The 21194-nt window shown below is 66.7% G+C and carries 18 protein-coding genes and 1 pseudogene; 8 read left to right on the top strand and 11 right to left on the bottom strand.

All coding sequences use genetic code 11. The annotated features are described in order from the left end of the window. Positions 1-124: 124 nt before the first annotated feature. Positions 125-973 (bottom strand): ureidoglycolate lyase, encoded by an 849-nt coding sequence (locus WS62_RS22655; protein ID WP_066575519.1) that lies wholly within the window; start codon positions 971-973, stop codon positions 125-127. Positions 974-1361: 388 nt separating this feature from the next. On the opposite strand from WS62_RS22655, the gene WS62_RS36810 reads away from it, so the two are divergent. The 4 genes from WS62_RS36810 to WS62_RS22640 all read left to right on the top strand — a co-directional run bounded on the left by WS62_RS36810 (position 1362) and on the right by WS62_RS22640 (position 4665). Then, positions 1362-1550: a hypothetical protein gene (locus WS62_RS36810; protein WP_156441088.1), complete on the top strand. Its 189-nt coding sequence runs from the start codon at positions 1362-1364 to the stop codon at positions 1548-1550. 101 nt (positions 1551-1651) lie between these two features. Further along, the gene (locus WS62_RS22650) at positions 1652-2476 is read left to right on the top strand and encodes an IclR family transcriptional regulator (protein WP_066575796.1); all 825 of its coding nucleotides are present in this window, start codon (positions 1652-1654) and stop codon (positions 2474-2476) included. Positions 2477-2578: 102 nt separating this feature from the next. Then, complete coding sequence (gene iaaH / locus WS62_RS22645) at positions 2579-3982, top strand: indoleacetamide hydrolase (protein WP_066575516.1); 1404 nt, start codon at positions 2579-2581, stop codon at positions 3980-3982. Between the two features lie 131 nt (positions 3983-4113). Next, positions 4114-4665, top strand: coding sequence for a hypothetical protein (locus WS62_RS22640; RefSeq protein WP_066575513.1), 552 nt, complete (start codon positions 4114-4116; stop codon positions 4663-4665). 424 nt (positions 4666-5089) lie between these two features. On the opposite strand, the gene WS62_RS22635 is transcribed toward WS62_RS22640, so the two are convergent. The 5 genes from WS62_RS22635 to WS62_RS22620 form a co-directional block, all read right to left on the bottom strand. Next, the gene (locus WS62_RS22635; protein WP_066575510.1) at positions 5090-7444 is read right to left on the bottom strand and encodes a bifunctional acetate--CoA ligase family protein/GNAT family N-acetyltransferase; all 2355 of its coding nucleotides are present in this window, start codon (positions 7442-7444) and stop codon (positions 5090-5092) included. 1535 nt (positions 7445-8979) lie between these two features. Next, positions 8980-9270, bottom strand: coding sequence for an H-NS histone family protein (locus WS62_RS22630; RefSeq protein ID WP_066493124.1), 291 nt, complete (start codon positions 9268-9270; stop codon positions 8980-8982). A 102-nt stretch (positions 9271-9372) separates the two neighbouring features. Beyond that, positions 9373-9660, bottom strand: coding sequence for a hypothetical protein (locus tag WS62_RS37565; protein ID WP_197422906.1), 288 nt, complete (start codon positions 9658-9660; stop codon positions 9373-9375). 67 nt (positions 9661-9727) lie between these two features. Then, entirely contained in the window at positions 9728-10333 is a 606-nt protein-coding gene (locus WS62_RS22625) for a BON domain-containing protein (protein ID WP_442855097.1), read from the bottom strand. 109 nt (positions 10334-10442) lie between these two features. Next, entirely contained in the window at positions 10443-11984 is a 1542-nt protein-coding gene (locus WS62_RS22620) for a sigma-54 interaction domain-containing protein (protein ID WP_066575508.1), read from the bottom strand. A 285-nt stretch (positions 11985-12269) separates the two neighbouring features. Here WS62_RS22620 and WS62_RS22615 point away from each other — a divergent pair, with 285 nt between their 5' ends. The 4 genes and pseudogenes from WS62_RS22615 to WS62_RS22605 all read left to right on the top strand — a co-directional run bounded on the left by WS62_RS22615 (position 12270) and on the right by WS62_RS22605 (position 15447). After that, a complete protein-coding gene (locus WS62_RS22615) occupies positions 12270-13673 on the top strand; it encodes a GntP family permease (protein ID WP_066575507.1) in 1404 nt (467 codons plus the stop codon). A 151-nt stretch (positions 13674-13824) separates the two neighbouring features. After that, positions 13825-14057, top strand: a pseudogene (locus WS62_RS38895) (hypothetical protein). Continuing rightward, the gene (locus tag WS62_RS22610; RefSeq protein ID WP_066493121.1) at positions 14027-14299 is read left to right on the top strand and encodes an ATPase; all 273 of its coding nucleotides are present in this window, start codon (positions 14027-14029) and stop codon (positions 14297-14299) included. The pseudogene WS62_RS38895 and the gene WS62_RS22610 overlap by 31 nt, the downstream one beginning before the upstream one ends. A gap of 158 nt (positions 14300-14457) precedes the next feature. After that, the gene (locus tag WS62_RS22605; protein WP_066575506.1) at positions 14458-15447 is read left to right on the top strand and encodes a DedA family protein/thiosulfate sulfurtransferase GlpE; all 990 of its coding nucleotides are present in this window, start codon (positions 14458-14460) and stop codon (positions 15445-15447) included. Positions 15448-15601: 154 nt separating this feature from the next. On the opposite strand, the gene WS62_RS22600 is transcribed toward WS62_RS22605, so the two are convergent. The 5 genes from WS62_RS22600 to WS62_RS22580 form a co-directional block, all read right to left on the bottom strand. Then, positions 15602-17062 (bottom strand): OprD family porin, encoded by a 1461-nt coding sequence (locus WS62_RS22600; RefSeq protein WP_066575501.1) that lies wholly within the window; start codon positions 17060-17062, stop codon positions 15602-15604. Positions 17063-17219: 157 nt separating this feature from the next. Then, the gene (locus WS62_RS22595) at positions 17220-18353 is read right to left on the bottom strand and encodes an ABC transporter ATP-binding protein (protein ID WP_066575500.1); all 1134 of its coding nucleotides are present in this window, start codon (positions 18351-18353) and stop codon (positions 17220-17222) included. Beyond that, positions 18350-19339, bottom strand: coding sequence for an ABC transporter ATP-binding protein (locus tag WS62_RS22590; RefSeq protein ID WP_066575499.1), 990 nt, complete (start codon positions 19337-19339; stop codon positions 18350-18352). Before WS62_RS22590 ends, WS62_RS22595 begins: the two co-directional genes overlap by 4 nt. A 1-nt stretch (position 19340) precedes the next feature. Next, positions 19341-20243, bottom strand: a complete 903-nt coding sequence (locus WS62_RS22585; RefSeq protein WP_066575494.1) for an ABC transporter permease — start codon at positions 20241-20243, stop codon at positions 19341-19343. A 12-nt stretch (positions 20244-20255) separates the two neighbouring features. Then, the gene (locus WS62_RS22580) at positions 20256-21194 is read right to left on the bottom strand and encodes an ABC transporter permease subunit (protein WP_066493110.1); all 939 of its coding nucleotides are present in this window, start codon (positions 21192-21194) and stop codon (positions 20256-20258) included.

The following is a 21194-nucleotide window of genomic DNA, read 5'->3' as shown; positions in this document are numbered from 1 at the left end:
GCGCAACGGCGGCGATCGACGCCTCGTCGCACACGCGCCGTCCGCCACGCGAAACAGCGGACGAGGCCGCGCAACGCGAACCGCTGCCGGCACATCGGCTGCCGCGCGCCGACGCGCGGCGGCTTCACTCCGCCGCGCGGGTCGTCTGCCGCTGCTCGCCGAGACCCGCGACCCCGCAGCGCACCGTCTGCCCCGGCTTCAGATAGACGGGCGACGGCTTCACGCCCATCCCGACGCCGGGCGGCGTGCCGGTCGAAATCACGTCGCCGGGCTGCAGGCTCATGCAGCGCGACAGATACGCGATCAACCGCGCGACCGTGAACACCATCGTGCGCGTGTTGCCGTTCTGATAGCGCCGGCCGTCCACGTCGAGCCACAGATCGAGCGCCTGCGGATCGGCGACTTCGTCGCGCGTGACGAGCCACGGACCGAGCGGCCCGAACGTGTCGAAGCCCTTGCCCTTGTCCCACTGGCCGCCGCGCTCGATCTGCCATTCGCGCTCGGACACGTCGTTGACGACGCAATAGCCGGCGACGTACGACAGCGCGTCGGCTTCGTCGACGTTCTTGCACGCACGGCCGATCACGACGCCGAGCTCGACTTCCCAATCGGTCTTCACCGAACCGCGCGGAATCTCGATGCCGTCGTGCGGGCCGCTCACCGCGCTCGTCCACTTGCCGAACACGACGGGCTCGGTCGGCACCGCGAGGCCCGCTTCCGCCGCGTGGTCCGCGTAGTTCAGGCCGATGCAGACGAACTTGCCGATCCGGCCGACGCACGCGCCGATTCGCGGCTCGCCCGCGACGAGCGGCAGCGACGCGGGATCGACGCCCGCGAGCCGCGCGAGACTCGGGTCGGACAGCGCGTCGCCCGCGACGTCGTCGATCAGCGCCGACAGATCGCGGATGCGGCCGTCGGCGTCGAGCAGACCGGGCTTTTCCTGGCCCACGGGGCCGTATCGAAGCAGTTTCATGGCAAGCGACCTCTTCAGTTCAGGACGAAAACCCAGCGAGCTTAATTCAGGCGGCGCGGCAGCGTCGCCCGCGGGCCCTTTGCGGAATTTGTACCATCCGCGGCGCGAGAAGAAACGCTGCATCGCGGATAACGACTATTGGAGCAGACGCTGGCGACGCGCATGCTCGGCGATGGCGATGGCAGCCGCGGCTTCGTGGCCACGGGCGGCTCGCCGCCTGCTACCTGCGCCTGCTGCCTGCGCCTGCTGCCCGTGCCTGCCGCCCGTGCCTGCCGTCCGTGCCTGCCGTCCGTGCCTGCTGCCCGTGCCTGCTGCCCGTGCCTGCCGCCTGCGTCTGCCGCGCCAGCGTCTGCCGCCCGTGCCTGCGGCCGACAGGCGCGACGCGCACGTGTCCGACGTCGGCTCCGCTTCGACTCCACATTCCGCGCCGATTGCCGGTGCGCGGCCGGCGCGCCGTTCCGACGCATACTTTGACCGCACCAATGCTCCGGCGGTGTTTTTTATTCAACAAATGCATACAAAATTAGCATTGGTTTCGCATTCGTTGATTATCATTGTTGTTGGAGCAGTTGCTTAATTGACTTATGAATCAACGATCCATCGACACACGCCGCGCGGCCGCGAAGCATGCGCCGCACCGGCGATCGATGCGTCGCGCCCCACAAGATCAACCCACCGATGAAACCCACGAAAGACCGGCCGGTCGACGACGTCGACGAGCCGCAAGATTGCGAAGAGATCGAGCGCTATCGCGCGCCCGCGCTCGACAAGGGGCTCGACATTCTCGAGCTGCTCGCCGAGCAGAAGGAAGGCCTGACGCGCACCGAGATCACGAAGGAGCTCGGCCGCAACGCGAGCGAGATCTACCGGATGCTCGAACGGCTCGTCGCGCGCCGCTACGTGATCCGCTCGCCGGCCGGCGACCGCTACACGCTCAGCCTGAAGCTCTACGCGCTCGCGCATCGCCATCCGCCGCTCAAGCGGCTGATCGCCGAGGCGCTGCCGCCGATGCAGCGCTTCGCCGAGGCGGCCGAGCAATCGTGCCACCTGTCCGTCTTCGATCGCGGCAACCTGCTCGTGATCGCACAGGTCGACGGACCCGGCGCATGGGGGATCTCGGTGCGGCTCGGCTCGCGCGTCGGGCTCGTCGACACCGCGTCGGGCCCCGTGATGCTCGCGTTCCAGACGCCCGAGCAGCGCGCGCAGATGCTCGCCGAACATACGAAGGTCGAAGGCGAAAGCGCGCTCGACATGCACGGGTTCGACGCGCAGTTGCGCGAGATCCGCGCGACGGGCGGGCTCAAGCAGGAGAGCCACCAGGCATTCGGCGTCACGGACATCGCCTATCCGGTTCTCGGGCCGTCCGGCCACGCGATCGCCGCGCTGACGTGCCCATACATGCGCCGGATCGACGCGTACGCCGCGCCGCCGATCGACGAAGTCGCCGCGCAGCTGCGCGACACCGCGAAGCATCTGTCGATGTCCAAGGAGACGTCCGCCTGACATCGATCCGGCAAAAATGTGAAATCATCTAGGCCTCGTCGTTCCGATCATGCCGATAACGAGCGCCGCGTCCGGCGGCGCACATCACATGGAGACAGGCCAATGACGTCACATCGTGAAACCTTCGCTCAGTCCGCCGGCGTGCGGGACGTCGCGGATTCGGTGAACAGCGGGCGGACGCGCGCGGTCCAGCATGCCGAGGCGGCACTCGAACGCCTCGCGCTCATCGAGCCGCTCGCCGCGATGACGCACGTCGCACCGGAGATCGCGCGGCAAGCCGCCGCGCACGTCGACGCGCAGATCGCGAGCGGCCGCAAGCTGCCGCTCGCGGGCGTGCCGTTCGTCATCAAGGACAACCTCTTCACCGCCGACATGCCGACGCACGCCGCGAGCCCCGCGCTGCTCGGCTTCAACGCAACGCGCAACGCGACGGCCGTCCAGCAGTTGCTCGACGCGGGCGCGGTGCCGCTCGGCAAGGCGAACATGCACGAGCTCGCGTTCGGCATCACGAGCGCGAACGGCCATTTCGGCGCGGTCCGCAACCCGCGCGACCCGGCGCGCATCGCGGGCGGCTCGAGCGGCGGCACGGCGGCCGTGGTCGCGGCGGGCATTCCGTTCGGCCTCGGCACCGACACGGGCGGCTCGGTGCGGATTCCGGCGGCGTTCTGCGGCGTCGCCGGGCTGCGACCGACGCTGCGCCGCTATTCGACGGAAGGCGTGCTCGCGCTGTCGCCGACACGCGATACGGTCGGCCCGATCGCGCACAGCGTCGACGATCTGCTGCTGCTCGATGCCGTACTGACGCGCGACGCGAGCGAACCCGCGCCGCTCGCGCTTGCGGAATTGAAGATCGGCGTGCCGGATGCGCCGTACTTCGACGGACTCGATCCGGCCGTCGCCGAACTGACCGAGCACGCGCTCGCCGCGCTAACGGGCGCGGGCGCGCGCCTGATCCCGCTCGCCGCCCGCGCGCTGTATGAAACGGACGACGCGTGCGGCTTCGAGATCGCCGGGTTCGAGGCGCTCGCGTACTGGCGGCGCTTCAGCGCCGAGCGACTCGATCTGCCGTTCGCGGCGTTCGTTGCACGGCTCGGCAGCGACGACGTGCGGCGCATCTTCCAGATGCTGCTCAACACGCCGCCGTCCAGCGACGCGTACGCGGCGGCGCTGGGCGTGCTGCAGGACATCGTGCGCTGGTACGACCAGGCGTTCCACCGGACGGGCGTCGATTGCATCGTGCTGCCGACCGTTCAATGCGAAGCGCCGCTCGTCGCCGACAGCGGCCACGACCTTCCGCCCGACGCCGCGCATGCGCTGTTTGCGCGCGTGATCCGTCAGACAGGGCCGGCGACGCTCGGCGGCGTGCCGTCGGTGTCGATTCCCGCGGGGCTGTCGAAGCACACCGGCATGCCCGTCGGGCTGATGCTCGAAGGACCTGCGGGCAGCGACCGGCGCTTGCTCGCGATCGCGCGCGAAGTGGAGCGGCTACTTACGCGTACGGCGTGACACAAGGCTCGCGCACGAGCCGGCGTACCGATGCTGATCGGGCGCGCGAATCCGCCGGGCGCGCGGCGCTACGCTAAAATAGCGCCCCCTTCAAAACACCGCCCGCTGTCGTCGCTGACGGCGGGCGCCTCATGGATGTCATGGCCAAACTTCTGACCGATCTCGAATTCCAACGTTTCTCCGAACTTCAGCAAAAGCAGGCAAGCTTCACGATCACGCCCGAGGAAGCGGACGAACTGCGCGACATCGTCGCGCGCGCGCAGCAAAAGCGCGACGACCGCGCGGCCGCGATGCATGCGATCGAAAACTACATCGCGCAATTCGACATCACGCCCGACGAGCTCTTCTCCCCCGAGCAGATCGGCGAAGCCGCGCGCACGTACGGCCTCATTGCGGCGGGCAAGAAGGAGCGCTCGCTGCCGCCGTCGCTGACGGTCAACGGCAAGCCGTATCAATGGACGAAGACGCTGCCGGACGAAGTGCGGCTGCCGCTCTTCGACGCGTTCAAGGCAGGCGAATCGATCAAGCGCTTCATCGCGATGCCGAAGGACACTGCGCGCTGCGCGCTGACGGTCGCCCGTCTCGAGCGTGAAACGGGCGCCGTCTACGCGGAAGCGCTGCTCGAAGAGCTCGCGATCTCTCGCGTGCAGGTGGACGAGGCGGCGGCGAAGCTCGCGGCTTGATTCTCTTCCTCGCGCATTCAGGCGCGACGGATCGGCGGATGCGCGTTCGTGCATGCCGCCGGTGCGTCGCCGCCCGATGCGGTCGATGAGGAGCGCTGCGCGATGCGCATCGGTCGAGCCTTCTCCCGGAAAACCTCACCTCTCTCCCGATTTCATATCCCGTAAGATCTCACCGCCGAGAAATCGTGTTGGTGGTGTTGGTGGCGCGGAGCATCGAGGACGTCGTCAGTCGTCAGTCGTCAGCCGTCAGCCGTCAGCCGTCAGCGATGTTGGCGGCTTCGACGGCTTCGGCAACATCCAACTCATCGGCAGCCCCGGGCAGCATTGGATTGAAAAGCGTCGGCGACACCGACCGCATACCGCGACGACAACCCGACTCGTCCACCGGATGCACGCGTGCGACGACGCACGCCGTACGGCCGCATCACTGCTGCAGCTTCAACCTGAAACCGACCACCCCCGGCTCTTCCGTCGCCGACACGGTGAAGCCGCTGTCTTTCGCAAGCGAGATCATCGCCGTGTTCTCGCGCAGCGCCTCGCCGATCATCCAGCCCGTTCCGCGCGAACGCACATATTCGATGATGCGTCCCATCAGCAGTCGTCCAAGTCCCTTGCCCTTCTGATCGGGCCGCACCGCGATCGCAAATTCCGTTGCTTCGTTGTCCGGATCGGTCACCGCGCGTACAGCGCCGAGCGTATGCGCACGGCCGTCGGCGTCGTCGACCGTCGCAATCAACGCCATCTCGCGGTCGTAATCGATCTGCGTCATCCGCGCGATCTGCGAATGATCGAAGTTGCGTATCGCGCCGAAGAAACGCATCCGCAAATCGTCCGGCGTCATCGCGCTCAGCAACTCGCGATGCGCATCCTCGTCCTCGGGACGAATCGGGCGCACCGTGACGTGCTCGCCGCGCCAGTCGATCTTCTGCTCCAGATAACGGGGATACGGGACGATCGCCAGCCGGCTGCGCCCCGTCGCGAGCCGGATGTGCGGTGCGACCGCGACGACGCGCTCGGGCCGCACGCGCAACACGAGCGACATCTGCACGACTTCGCGCACCTCGCACACGGCTTGCGAAAGCGCGGTCAACGCATGCAGCAGCGGCCCGGGCGGCGCACGGCGCGCATACGGCGACCGCGCGACGACCGCTCGCGCCAGCACGGTATTGAAGGGCGGCAGCCCGTAGACGACGAACGGCGCCGAAACGCCGTCCACCGGCGGCACCGAATAACGGAATACCGGACCGAAGTTCTGGTCGTCGAACATCTCGACCGTGATGTCGACGATCGCATCGCCGACGTCCGCATCGGTTGCGCGCTCGACGCCGAAGCCGGCGAGCCAGCCGAGCGCCGCATCGCCTTCGAATGCGTCGCGCCCCTGCGCGAGCGCCGTGCGCACGACCTCTTGCGCAGCCGAGACCGACGCCGCGGGTTGCGGCGGCGAGCCCTCCGGCGTCTGCATCAACAACTCGCGGCCCAGTTGATAGTCGACGAGACGCGCATGCGCGCGCGCGAGACGCTGCGGCGTCGTGTGCACGGGAATGCCGTGCTCGTGCAACGCATCGCGCGTGGCGGCATCGACGCCGCCGAAGAAGCACGCGAGCATGCCGCGGCGCGCGAACTTGCGCGATTCGATCAACGCGCTTGCAACGTCGCCGGCAGGCGCGCTATGCGACGTCGCGTGAACGACGAACACGGTGCCCGTCGGCGGATGCTGCGCGAGGGCCTTCAATGCCGCGCCGAAATATTCGGGACGCGCATCGTCGCCGAGCAGCAACGGATTGCCGGCGGTGATTCCGGCAGGCAGCGCGCCGGCGACTTCGTCGAGGGCAGCCTGCGGCCATTGCGCAAGCGTCTCGCCCGCCGCCGCGAGCGCATCGACCGCCAGCTTGGCGACGCCCTTGTCGCTCGTCACGAGCGTCGCCGCGCCGCTCGCCGCCGCCTGGCCGACGCCGAGCGTTTCGATTTCGTCGAGGAGATCGTCGAGCGCCTCGACGCGAACCATCCCGGCGCGCTGAAACGCCGCCGTATAGAGCAGGTCGCCCGAATCGCCGCGTCCGGTGCGTAGCGCGAGCACCGGCTTGTTGCGCGCCGCCGCGCGCGCGGCCGACATGAACTTGCGTGCCGACTTCACCGTGTCGAGCTCGAGCAGGATCGCGCGCGTCGCGGCATCGCTCGCCAGGTAATCGAGCACGTCGGCCGCGTCGACGTCCGCCTCGCTGCCGAGCGCGACGGCGTGCGAGAAACCGAGTCCGCGCGCATGCGCCCAGCCGAGCACCGCGTTCGTCAATGCGTTCGATTGCGACACCCACGCGACCCCGCCCGCCTTGACGATGCACGCCGGCGCGCCGAAATGCGCATTCAGCACGGGCGAGACGACACCGAGGCTACCCGGCCCGACGATGCGCAGCAGGTACGGCTTTGCCGCGGCGAGCGTCCGTTCGAGCGCGGCCCGATCCGTGCTCGAACGGACCTCGCCGACGATGATCGCCGCGCGGACGCCCAGGCCGCCGAGCTTGCGCACGATGCCGGGCCACGTCGCGGGCGGCGTGCAGACGAGCGCGACCGACGGCGCGCTCGGCAGTTGATCGACGTACGGGTACACCTTGTGCCCGTTCAGTTCGCCGTATTTAGGATTGACGGGCCAGATCGTGCCGCCGAACCGGCCATCGAGCACGCACGCCCAGACCATCGCGCCGACGCTGCCGGGACGCGGCGAGGCGCCGACCACGGCGACGGAGGTCGGCTGGAACAACGCATCGAGATTGCGAACGGTCACGGCAGCTCCGCTGAAAGGATTGAGCGACGACGATCGAAGGCGCAGCCCTGCCGGACCTAGCCTGCGAGTCCATAGGATAGGCGAAGCGCCGGGCGACGCCTATATGCCGTTCGGCCGAATCGCCGATTCGCGCAAGCATCGGCATCATCAATACCGAGGCCGCCCCGTCGGTGGCGAACAAGCCCTTCTCCGCCGAAAACGCGGGTCGGGGATACCGGTCTTTCGAAATGGAGCAAGACAAGGATGAACGGATGCATCGAGCAAACCGCGCTCCCGGCGACGACGCCCCGCCTCTTTGACGAAGCTGCGTGCTGCTCGCACCGCAAACACGCCGTCGCGGACACGCTGCGCGTGATGCTCGACGCGCTTGCCTCGCCGACTCGGCCGGCGACACGGCTACCGACAACGCAGCCAACCACGGTCCGCTCGAATGACCCCAGCCCCCGCGGTTTCGACTCCGGCGGTCGAAATTCGAAACTGCTTACGCGTCTGCGTCCAGTCTCGCATCTCGCTGTGCCTCGCCGCACAGCATTAAAAGGCACGCGCATTCGTTTTGAAACCGCCGTCTCGAAAATTCGATCGCGCCGAATGAAGAATCGGAAAAGCCAGGCCAGAAAAATTGATGCGTTGCCGAATAGCAGACACTCTCCGCGCATTGCGCAGGTCCACTACGCCTGCAATCGAACGATACAGTTCGAAGTTCGAGTGGAGTCGAAATCGTGGCGTAGCCGCGCGGTACGATCGCAGCCGCGTGCAAGAACAGCCGCCACATCGCATATCGCATCGTCGAACGGCCCTTCGCTCGCGGTCTCGCAAACGGTGCGCCGCTCGCGATACACATGTGCTCGCGCTTCGCGACGAACGCAAATATGCGCTAACCGGCACGGCGAGGCATTGAAGAGCGCTTCTTCCGCGGATAACGATCGTTTTCCATTCACACCGGCGACGACATGCATCAAGCGGCGTGCCGTTCGATTGAGAAACCCGTCTCAAGAAGGTCGCCTGCGCGGGCCCACGGTTCGGACGCGTTATCCATTTCCGCATATCGCGTCGCGGGATTGGACAGACGAATCAACGTATCGGCGCGCCGCCGCTTTCTCGGCGTCGCAATCGAATCGCGTTTCGTGCTCCCGATCCGAGCGCAAGACGAAACGCGGATGGTGCGGAAACAGGACTCGCGCCTCGCCGCCAAAGGTGAGCGTTTTCGGGAGCCAAGGTGAGGATGTTCGGGATTGCGCGCCGGGCTGCGCAAATATCGCAAATCGAAACGGAAAAAACCGCGTACGGCGTCCCGTTTGCACGATGCAGCGTGAAACAATTTCGCCGAATCGGCAAGTTCGAATCGAACGTGAAATAACGCAATATCTGACTAAACCCAGTCGTTTCAACGTCGAATCTACGCACAACCACCTGCGGCGCGAAATCGCGCGACCGCCGTGAAACAAACGAACCGCGTGCCAAAAACAAAACGGTGCGAATGGCCGGTTTGCCATTCGCACCGTCGTTCAAGGCGCCAAAGGTGAGGGTTTTCGGGATCAGTCCTTGATCAGGAAACGGTTGCGATTCTTGCCGAGCCAAGCCGGCGCACGGCCGCGGCCGCTCCAGGTCTCGCCCGTCTTCGGATTGAGGTACTTCGGCGGCAGCGGGCGCTTCGGCTTCGCCGTCGTCTTGATACTCTTGAATCCCAACTCGTCCGGTGTGATGTCGTATTCCTCGATCTTCGCCCTGATATCGGCAATGGCGTCCGCGATCGCTTTTTCGCGTTCCTTGTCGATTTTCTGTTGAAGTTTTTCGAGCTGTGCAGTCAGTTGCCTATAGGTCGCCATATGGATGAAGCTCCGTCTCGTTATTTATAGATGAAAGTATATAAATCAATTCCAAATCAATCGAACATTTTTCGCGTTGCTTTCATATCCCGCAAGCGATGCTCAAAAGCCATTTCCAGCCTTGCATGCGAAGAGAAGGTTCCGCACGCCGTTATCGACCGATTGCCTGATCGTATCGAAATCGCCGCCGCAAATGCCGCGCGCATTCTGAATGCAGGTGTCCCAAGGACCGCCGGCGGGGCACTGGACCATCGTGGTCGAACGCCCGTCGGACGTAAACAGCGGCGCGCTACCTCCGCAGCTTGAAAGCCCCACTATTAAAGCAATCAAAAATCCTGTTCGCAAGAACGCGCCGCATTGCCCCGGCGCCGGCGCACCCGTCTGTTTCATGAATCTGCCTATCGCTCCGCTTTCTTCTTGGACGACGCGAGTATATGCCAAGCCAAGCGACAAAGGATCAATCGGGCGCAACGAGTGTCTTATAGGGCGCACGGCCGTGCGGATCGTCGGTAAGCCGAATGAATACTTGCTCGACGTCGGGCAGCGCCTCGAGCCTGCGTCGCAACGCATCGCGATCGAACGACGCCGGCGCGCATCCCTCGGCATAAATGAAGCGGCGCTGAATCGTGATCCAGATGCTCGTGCCGGCCAAAGCCGCATCGCCGCCGGCAAATTCCTTTTTCAGTTCTTCGGCAATCGGCTTGTCATATAAATAGGAATTCGGTTTGCTACAGCGATGCGCGAGCCAGCAAGTCGTTCCGCGCTCGACGCGGTAATGCGCATCGTCCTCCATTTGCGCACGCGTCATCAACGGACCGAGCGGAACCGGGCATTCGGCAATCGCATTCGACAATGCAAAAAAAGGATCGTCGTACCAATTGCGTCGCTCGACCGAAGCAGACGATCCCGACGATGCGGACGACGTCGATGACACAGATGACACAGATGACGCAGGCACCGAAGTCTTCGACGTCACCAACCTCGACGTTGCAGTCGATACGAACGATGCAGACGGCACGCCGCCGTCCTGCGCGAACGCATGCGCGGCGACCGCGAGCGCCATGCACGATGCGGCGAGCTCGATGCGCTTCATCGCAACCTCCATGCGGATACGCCCGCTCACGCGCGAGCGTCGACACCAGCGCGGCGAATGCGTGCCGCGCTTCGGTCTGCTATGTGTCGATGCCGAGCGCCGCGAGCTTCTTGTAGAACGTCGCGCGCCCGATGCCAATGCGCGCGGCCGCCTCCGTTACCTTGCCGTTGCATGCGGCCAGGGCGTCCATCAGGAACTGGCGCTCCCACGCGGCATACGCGGACGCATAGGACGAAGACGCGGCGCGCGCATCGGACGCAACCGTCGATACCGCGCCGGAGACGGAACCCGCACCGGCCGTCGCACTTGCGCCGGCGCCGGGCGCGGCACCGGAAACCGCGGCCGCCCCGCGCCCCGGCCCGATGAACGGCGCGAGCGCGCGCGCATCGATCAGCGCGCGATCGGACAGCATCAGCGCACGCTCGAGCGTGTTGCGTAGTTCGCGCACGTTGCCGGGCCACGGATAGGCACACAGCAGACGCAGCGCATCGTCGGTCAGTTCGCAGTGCTCGGCAAGTCCGTGCTGCGCGGCAAGCGCCTCGAGCATCGTATAGACGAGCGCCTCGATATCCGATGCGCGCTCGCGCAGCGGCGGCGCAAGGATCGTCAGCACGTTCAGCCGGTAATAGAGATCCGCGCGAAAGCGCCCCTCGGCGACGAGCGCCGGCAGCTCGGCCGACGTCGCCGCGATGATCCGCACGTTCGCGCGCACGATCCGGTTCGAGCCGACCGGCTCGAACTCCTTGTCCTGCAGCACGCGCAGCAGCTTGCCCTGCAGCGGCAGCGGCATGTCGCCGATTTCGTCGAGAAAGAGCGTGCCGCCGTCGGCGAGCTCGAACTTGCCGACGCGGCCCTTGCGGTCCGCGCCCGTATACGCGCCCGGTGCCGCGCCGAAGAACTCGGTTTCGAGCAGCGCGTCGGGAATCGCCGCGACGTTGACCGTCACAAGCGGCTTCAGCGCGCGCGCGGACGCCGCATGAATCGCATGGGCGAGCAGTTCCTTGCCGGTGCCCGTCTCGCCGAGCAGCAAGACGGGCGAATCGACCTGCGCGGCGCGCCGCCCCTGCCGCTTCGTTTCGAGGCTCACCGCGCTCGTGCCGACAAAGCTCGCGAACGTGTATTTCGGACGCCGCGCCTGCGCGAGCGAGCGCTGCGTCGCGATCAGTTCCTGCTGGAGCTGCATGTAGCGGGAAAAGAGCGGCGTCAGCGTCTTCAGCTCATCGAACAGCGCGAAGCCGATCGCGCCGACGGTCTCGCCCGCCTCGCCCGTGAGCGGCAGGCGCGTGACGATGAGCGGCTCGCGGCCGGTCTCCATGATGTCGAGCAGGATCGGGCGGCCGGTCGCGACCACCTCGCGCATCAGGCTGTGCGGAATCACCGCCTCGCAATCGCGGCCGATCGCCTGCAGCGGATCGGCAAAGCCGAAGCGCGCGGCATAGCGCTGATTGATCCAGACGACGCGCGCATCCTTGTCGACGATCAGCGTGCCGACGCTCGAATGCTCGAAGGTCTTGAAAAGGGACTCCGCCGCGCGCCGCAGCACGTCGCCGTAATCGACGGGCAGCGCGACCCAGCCGTCCGAAATCTGTGCGTTCGTCTCCACTATTTCTTTCTTGTCCACAAAGCGAGACGGATTATCTCACGCAGGAGACAGACAGCAAGAGGCCGCCGCACAAGCCTGGCGGGCCGATCGAGACGCCGGCCGCACCGCATTCGTCTACACATAGAGACGTTTTCTGTAGAATCGGACGCAGCCGGCAGCCGGCGACCCAGCACGCCCCGCTGCCGGCGCGGCTGCGGCCCGCCGCACGGCCGATGGCACGAATCCTGCGGAAGTGCTGCCGGAGCGTCGCGCCGTCTGTCTGGCGCGCCCGCCCGCACAACAACCAAGATTTAGGAGACTCTCTTGTCATTCTTGATCGTCCTCGCTGCGCTGGCCTTCCTGATGTTCGCCGCGTACCGCGGCTACAGCGTGATCCTGTTCGCGCCCGTCGCCGCGCTGGGCGCGGTGCTGCTGACCGATCCCGCCGCCGTCGCCCCCGTCTTCTCCGGCATCTTCATGGAAAAGATGGTCGGCTTCGTCAAACTCTACTTCCCGGTGTTCCTGCTCGGCGCGGTGTTCGGCAAGGTCATCGAGCTATCCGGCTTCTCCGAGGCGATCGTCGCGGCCGCGATCCGCTACATCGGCCGCTCGCGCGCGAATGCGGTGATCGTCGCGGTCTGCGCGCTCCTCACCTATGGCGGCGTGTCGCTGTTCGTCGTGGTGTTCGCCGTCTATCCGTTCGCGGCCGAGCTCTATCGTCAGAGCAACATTCCGAAGCGGCTGATGCCGGGCGCGATCGCGCTCGGCGCGTTCTCGTTCACGATGGACTCGCTGCCGGGCACGCCGCAGATCCAGAACATCATCCCGACGACGTTCTTCAAGACCACCGCGTGGGCCGCGCCCGCGCTCGGCACGATCGGGTCGGTGTTCATCATCGTCGTCGGCCTGTCGTATCTCGAATGGCGCCGCCGCTCGGCGCTCGCGCGCGGCGAAGGCTACGGCACGTCGCTCATCAACGAGCCCGAGCGCGTCGAAACGCAGTCGCTGCCGCATCCGATCCTCGCGGTGTCGCCGCTCGTGCTCGTCGGCGTCGCGAACTTCACGCTGACGAAACTGATTCCAGTGTGGTACGGCGGCGCGTCGTACACGGTGCCGCCCGACGTGCTGCCCGGCGTCCACGCGCCGATCACGACGCCGATCAAGACCGTCGTCGCGATCTGGTCGGTTGAAGCGGCGCTGTTGCTCGGCATCCTGCTCGTCGTCATCACCGCGTTCAAGCGCGTGCACGAGCGCTTTGCGACCGGTACCAAGGCGGCAGTCGGCGGCGCGCTCCTCGCCGCGATGAACACCGCGTCCGAATACGGCTTCGGCGGCGTGATCGCCGCGCTGCCGGGCTTCATCGTCGTCGGCGATGCGCTGAAGCACATCCCGAATCCGCTCGTCAACGCCGCTGTGTCGGTCAGCTCGCTCGCGGGGATCACGGGCTCGGCGTCGGGCGGGATGAGCATCGCGCTCGCGGCGATGTCGGATCTCTTCATCAAGGGCGCGCAGGCCGCGCAGATTCCGATGGACGTGCTGCACCGGGTCGTCGCGATGGCAAGCGGCGGCATGGACACGCTGCCGCACAACGGCGCGGTGATCACGCTGCTCGCGGTGACGGGCCTCACGCACCGCGAGTCGTATCGCGACATCTTCGCGGTGACCATCATCAAGACGCTCGCGGTGTTCTTCGTGATCGCCGTCTATTATCTGACGGGGCTCGTGTGATCTGACGACGGGCGCAATGACGACGGGCACAACGCGCCCGTCTCGCGACGGCCGCCGGCCGGCTTCGACGAAGCGCCGGCGAACAAATCGGCCCGGCGCCCGCCGCTCGACGGCGCGCCGGGCCGATTCCGTTTTCTCTCATACTTTTATCGTGACGCGCCGCCGCAACATGCGGATTTACGCGAACGCCGACGGGCCCGCCGCGCAACGCGCGGCAACGCTCCGCCAGGCCGCCCGGCCATACCGATCGAACGCCTCGCGAAATTCTCATTGCCGCCGCCCGGTTCGGTTAAACTGCATTCAAGCAGTCCGCAAAGCAACATTTCCTACTTCACGACACGAGGACACGTTCAATGCGCACGACCGGTTCTTCCGGGGCCATGACCCTGCTGACCGAATTCGATCCGGCCGACGGCCGCGAGCTTCGCTCGCTGCGTCTCGCGGCCACCGAAGACGGCAAAAGCGTACTGCTCATCGAAATCGACGAACGCAAGCCCGGCATCCATCGGGAAGTACGCTACGAAATCACGCCCGCCGAGTTGATCGCCGCGATTCGTTCGCACGGCGCGGAACTGCCGGGCGAAACGCACGGCACCACCCCGCTCGTCCGCAGCACGACGCCCTGATCCCGCCGCCATGGTGAGGCCGCGGCCGACCCGCGCCCTCACCGTCTCCGCCGCGCGCCGATGCGCGCTGTGATCCCCTTCCCGAAAATAGCCGATAATCGGCACATCCACGCGCTCCATGCCGCGCGCTTCTCGCGGCGACCCTCCATCGTTTCGTCATGCTTCATGATCTCGTCGCCCGTTTCGGGCCGCTCATCGTGTTCGCCAACGTGCTCGCGGCCGCGATCGGCCTGCCCGTGCCCGCCATGCCGACGCTCGTGCTGTTCGGCGCAATGGCGACGCTGCATCCGGACGCGATCGGCGCGCAGCTCGCGCCCGTGCTCGCACTCGCGGTGCTCGCGGCGCTGATCGGCGACACCGCGTGGTACGTCGCCGGCCGGCATTTCGGCGGCCGCGCGCTGAAAACCTTATGCAAGCTTTCGCTGTCGCGTGACAGCTGCGTGAAAAAAACCGAACGCTTCTTCGGCCGCTGGGGCGTGCGCGTGCTCGCCGTCGCGCGCTTCATCCCCGGTCTGTCGCTGATCTCGGTGCCGATGGCGGGCGCGCTCGGCACGCGCTATCGGACGTTCGTCGGCTACGACGGCCTTGGCGCGCTGCTGTGGGCGAGCTGCGGCATCGCCGTCGGGTTCGTGTTCGCGAAACAGATCGATTGGCTTTTCACCGGCGCGAACCGGCTCGGCCGCGCGGTGCTCGTCGTGATCGTCGTGCTGCTCGCGCTCTATACGGCCACGCGCTGGATGCGCCGCCGCGCGCTGATTCGCCAGCTCGCGAACGCGCGGATCGACGTCGACGAACTCGGCCAGTTGCTGCAAGCCGATCCCGCGCCGGTCATCGTCGACGCGCGCTCGCCCGAGCACCGCAAGCTCGATCCGTACGCGATCCCGGGCGCGCAGTTCGCCGACGAACGCGATCTGCACGCCATCGTCGCGCACTATCCGGCGACGCAGAAATTCGTGATCTATTGCTCGTGCCCGAACGAAGTGTCGGCGGCGCTGATGGCTCAGCGCCTCAAGCAGGCCGGCTTTGCCGACGCGCTCGCACTTCGCGGCGGCCTCGACGCATGGCGCGACACGGGCCGGCAATTGATCGAACTCGATCCGCAAGCAGCGAGCGAAGCGGTGCTCGCCCCCGCAACGAAGACCGCCTGATCGAACGGATGCGCGGCTGCGTGCACGCGCATCGTCCGGGGCGCGGCGAACGGCGGCGGCTTGCGCATTCGGACGCGGGCCGCATGCCGCCGCAGAAATGTCGATGTCGGGCGGCAGCCGAGCTTGCGCCGCCGCGCGAATCGTTTCGGAATGCTCAGAACACCTTCACCGGCACGTTCACGACCAGCCGGTATTCCTGGTTGGTGCTGTCCGAGTAGTGCGTCGAGCCGACGTGCCACATCGCGATGAACGTGATCTTCGTGTCCTTGAACTTGCCGCTCTGGATCGTGTACGATGGGATGAAGCCGAACTCGTGGTGGCGGCCCTGCACCGGCGCGCCGTCCTTCCAGTAGATGCTCGAGCGCGTCGGATCGAGCGCCGCGCTCGCGGAGCCATCCGCGCCCCAGCCCGTCACGCCCCACACCATCGCCTTGAAGCCGGGCAGCCCCGCCTCCTTGCCGTAGAACGTATAGCGCAACTGCAGCGATTTTTCGTGCGGCGCGTTGTAGTCGACGTCCATCGAATCGACGAGGAAGATGCCGTTCGTTTCGTTCAGGTAATCGAAGAATTGGTCGCCGAGCACCTGCTGATAGCCGAGCAGCAGCTCGTGCGGACCGTGCTGCGCGGCGAGCGACAGGCTGTACGCGTTGTTGTCGATCTTGCCCTGGCGCGCGTCGCCCGTGTCGTGCGTCGAATAGAAGTTGCCAAAGCCCGTCCACTTGATCGCCTGCGGCGAGCCGTAGCTCTGCTTGACCGAGCCGTAGTACTGGCGCCATACGTCGTCGGCCTGGCTCGCGTAGAACGACGCCGAGCCCGCCGACGAATAATCCCAGGTGCCGCCCAGGTACGTGAAGCGATCGACGCGCGTGCCGCCGTATTGGGTCGTCAGGTTCGTGAGCGTCGTGTGGCCGCGCGCGTTCGTCTTCGTGAAGCTGCCCGCTTCGAGCATCACGTTCTTGAATTCGTTGCTGACGATCGTCGCGCCGAGGAACGTCGGCGGCAGCGCGCGGTTATCGTGCTGCTCCATGAACGGATTGTCGACCGCCTGCAAACCGTACTTGATCACCGTGTTCGAAATGCGCGCCTTCACGTCGTAGATGCCGGGAAACGCCCATGCGAGCTGGTTCGAGCCGCCGCCGCCCTTCGCGATGTGCACCATGTTGCCCGCGCCCGCGCCGCCGTCGAGCTTCAGTGCCGCGTAAATCGACGCGTCGACGCCGAAGCCGATCAGCCCGCCCGTATAGCCGGACTCGAAGTTCGCCATCACACCCTGGACCCACGCGTGGCGATGCGGTCCGCCCTTCGAATCGAGCACGTCCGAGTAGTTGCGCAACAGCACGTCGAAATGACTGTCGGCAATGAAGCCCTTCGACTTCGACTGGCTCGACACCGGCTCCGGCGGCATGATCTCCTGCGTGGCGTCGGCGTTGATGATCGCGTTTGGCGTCGTCGCCTGCTGCGCAAGCGTCGCGGCGGGCGCCGCCTGAGCCGGCGCGGCCGGCGCCGCGTCATCCGCACGCGCCGCGCCGGCGATCGACACGCCGGCGAGCATCGGCAGTCCCCACGCGAGCAGGACTGCTCGCGCGACCCTCTTCATCGATTGATGTTGTGTCATTGCGCTTCTCTTTTTATGTTGACGACCCACGCGCCGGCCGCGCATCGCGGCCGGCGACACCCCGGCGCGCCGCCGTGACGACGCGCCTTCCCACGACGCGAAGATCCTCCGCGCCGTCCACACCCCTGTTGGCTTGTTGTGTCTTTGTCGGTACTGCTCAGCGTCGCGCGCCCGCGATGCCGGCCCGAATGCAAGCGACGCGCGCGGCCGATCCGCCGCGCACCTCGGGCTGCGGCACCTCGCGCGCGCAGGCGTCGATCGCTTCCGGACATCGCGTGCGGAACGCGCAGCCCGAAGGCGGATCGAGCGGAGACGGCATCTCGCTCGCGAGCAACAGCGGCCGCCGCGCGCGCTCGCGCGCGGGCTCCGGCGTCGGCGCGGCGGCGAGCAGCGCACGCGTGTACGGATGCTGAGGCGCGCCGTACACGTCGCGGCGCGTGCCGAATTCCATCACGCGGCCGAGATACATCACGAGCACGCGCTGGCTGATCGCCTTGACGACCGCGAGATCGTGCGCGACGAACAGATAGGACAACGACAGCTCGCGCTGCAGATCGCGCAGCAAGTTGACGATCTGCGCCTGGATCGACACGTCGAGCGCGGACACGGGCTCGTCGCAGATCACGAGATGCGGCTCGCCGATCAACGCGCGCGCAATGCCGACGCGCTGGCACTGGCCGCCGGAAAATTCGTGCGGATAACGAAGCAGATGATGGACGTTCAGGCCGACGCGCTCGAGCATCGTCAGCACGCGGCGGCGCACTTCTTCGCGGCCGATGCCCGGCCGATGCGTGACGAGCGGCTCGGCGACGACCTGCTCGATCGTCATCCGTGGATCGAGCGACGCGAGCGGATCCTGAAAGATCATCTGCATCTCGCGGCGGATCTTGCGCGCGTCGCGGCGCGCGCCGCTCACGATCGGCTCGCCGCGCCATTGCACGGTGCCCGCCGTGACCGGTACGAGGCCGATCAGCGCGCGTGCGAGCGTCGACTTGCCGCAACCCGATTCGCCGACGAGCCCGACGGTCTCGCCGCGCTTCACGTCGAACGACACGCCGTCGACCGCGCGCAGCGTGCCTTTGGGCGACCACGGGTAGCCGCCGAGCGGCACGCGGAAATGCACCTTGAGATCGCGCACCGACAGCAGCGCATCGGCGTCGTGCGAAGCGTCGTTGCCTCGCGCACCTGCGTCCGGCGCACCGACACCGGAGGGTCCGACGCCGCCCGGCGCGTCCGGCGAAGCGGAAACGAACGACGAAGTCGAAGAAACGAGATCGGTCGCGGCGCTCATCGCAGCCCTCCCATGATTTCCGCAATGGGCCGATGACACGCGCGCACGGCGCCCGTGTCCGAATAGGCGATCAGCTCGGGGCGCTCGGCGCCGCACCGATCCGATGCATGCGAACAGCGCTTCGCGAACGCGCAGCCGAGCATGCCTTGGCCGGGTAGCGGCGGGTTGCCGGGAATCGCGACAAGCGGCGTGTCGTCGGGCGCGTCGAGTCGCGGCAGCGCGTTCAGCAGGCCGATCGTGTACGGATGCGACGGCGCGGCGAAGATCGCGTCGGCGCTCGCGTATTCGACCGTACGGCCCGCATACATCACCATCACGTCGTCCGCGAGCCCCGCAACGACGCCCATGTCGTGCGTGATCAGCACGATCGACGTGCCGTGCTCGCGGTTCAGCTCGCGCAGCAGCTCGATGATCTGCGCCTGCACGGTGACGTCGAGCGCGGTCGTCGGCTCGTCGGCGATCAGGATCTCGGGCTCGAGCAGCAGCGCCATCGCGATCATCACGCGCTGACGCATGCCGCCCGAGAACTCGTGCGGGTACATCCCGATCCGGCGCGCGGCGTCAGGAATCCTGACCGCTTCGAGCGCTTCGATCGCGCGCCCGATCGCGTCCTTGCGCGACATCTTCCGATGCAGTTGCAGGCTCTCTGTCATCTGCCGCTCGATCGTCAGGAACGGATTGAGCGACGTCATCGGGTCCTGGAAGATCATCCCGATCCGGTTGCCGCGCACTTCGTTCAACTGCCGCATGCCCATGTCGAGCAGGTTCTCGCCGTCGAACAGCGCTTCGCCGGACGTCGAGCCGTTGCCCGCGAGCAGGCCCAGCAGCGCCATCACCGTCTGGCTCTTGCCGGAGCCCGATTCGCCGACGATGCCGAGCGTCTTGCCCGCGTCGAGCGAGAACGACACCCCCGACACAGCGTCGACCGGCTCGCCTTCCCGGCGCGTGAAGCGCACGCCGAGATTCTTGACTTCGAGTAGCGCCATCTCAGCGGTCCTTCGGGTCGAGTGCGTCGCGCAGACCGTCGCCGACGAAGTTCACGCAGTAGAGCGTCACGCACAGCATCACCGCGGGCGCGAGGAGCAGCCACGGCATCGCTTCGAGCTTCTGCGCGCCGTCCTGGATCAGGACGCCCCAGCTCGTCATCGGCTCCTGCACGCCGAGTCCGAGGAACGACAGCACCGATTCGGTCAGCACGATCGTCGGCACGCTGACGGTCGCGTAGACGACCACGACGCCGAGCAGATTCGGCACGATGTGGCGCCGGACGATCGTCGCGGGGGCGACGCCGATCGCGCGCGCCGCGTCGACGAACTCGCGCGTGCGCAGCGACAGCGTCTGGCCGCGCACGACGCGCGCCATGTCGAGCCACGAGAACGCACTGATCGTCAGCACGACGAGGATGAACGAGCGGCCGAACAGCGTCATCATCAGGATCGCGATCAGCAGATACGGAATCGCATACATCATGTCGACGATCCGCATCATCGTCGCGTCGGCGCGTCCGCCGGCAAAGCCCGCGATTGCGCCCCACGCAACGCCGAAGAGTCCCGACACGAGCGTGCCGAGCAAGCCGACTTCGAGCGACACGCGCCCGCCAACCAGCGTGCGCACGAGCAGATCGCGGCCGAGCTCGTCGGTGCCGAGCCAGTGCATGTTCGCGAGCGTCGGCGCGAGGCTGATCGACGACCAGTCGCTCGCGGCCGGATCGTTAGGAGAAAGAAGCGGCCCGACGAAGCACGCGAGCGTGATCAGCACGAGCACCGCAAGGCTCGCAAGCGCCGCGCGGTTGCGCACGAAGCGCCGTGCGGCGAGCTCGAGCGGCGTGCGCGAGCGCGGCGGCGCATCGGCCGGCTGCGGCAGATCGATCGAAGGAGAAACAGGCGTCATCGCGTCGCCCTCTCAATAACGGATGCGCGGATCGAGCCAAGCGTAGGCGAGATCGACCAGCAGGTTGAACAGCACCGCGCAGACGGTCGTCAGCACGACGAGACCGAGTACGAGCGTGTAGTCGCGATTGATCGCGCCGTTGACGACGAGCTGTCCGAGGCCCGGCAGCGCGAACACCGATTCCGTCACGACGGCCGCGGTGATCGACGAGATGCAGACCGTGCCGAACAGCGACACGACGGGCATCAGCGCGGGCTTCAGCGCATGGCGCATCACGATCGTGCGGCCGGGCAGGCCTTTCGCGCGCGCGGTGCGGATGAAGTTGCTCGACAGCGTCTCGATCATCGAGCCGCGCATCACGCGCGCGAGCAGCGACACGTTGATCAGCGTGAGCAGCGCGACGGGCAGCACGCGATAGCGCCAGCCGCCGTCGCCCCAGCCGCCCGCGGGCAGCCAGCCGGCGCCCTCGGACGTCTTCAGCAGGATCGCGAAGATCAGCACGAGCACGGGGCCGAGCACGAACGGCGGAATCACGTTGCCGAAGTTGCCGATCAGCATCACGACGCGATCGACGATGCTGTCGCGCCGCACGGCCGCGATCGTGCCGAGCAGCACGCCGAGCACGATCGACAGCGGAATCGACACGCCGCCGACGCCGAGACTCACGGGCAGCGCCTTGCGCACGAGATCGTTGACGGTCCAGTCCGTATAACGGAACGACGGACCGAGATCGCCGTGCAGCAGCGAGCCGAGATACAGCAGGTACTGCTTCCACAGCGGCTCGTCGAGGTGGTACTTCGCGTTCAGGTTCGCGAGCGTCGCGGCGGACATCTGCTTCTCGCTGTCGAATGGCCCGCCGGGCGTGAAATGCAGCAGCAGATAGCAGACGGTGATGACGGCGAGAATCGTCGGCACCGCCCATAGCGTGCGCCGCAATGCATAGGCCAGCAT

This window comes from Burkholderia sp. ABCPW 14 (assembly GCF_001523835.1).
In the GTDB taxonomy this organism is placed as follows: Bacteria; Pseudomonadota; Gammaproteobacteria; order Burkholderiales; family Burkholderiaceae; genus Burkholderia; species Burkholderia mayonis.
The sequence above is the reverse complement of the archived record's forward strand: the minus strand, read 5'-3'. Positions and strand labels throughout refer to the sequence as shown.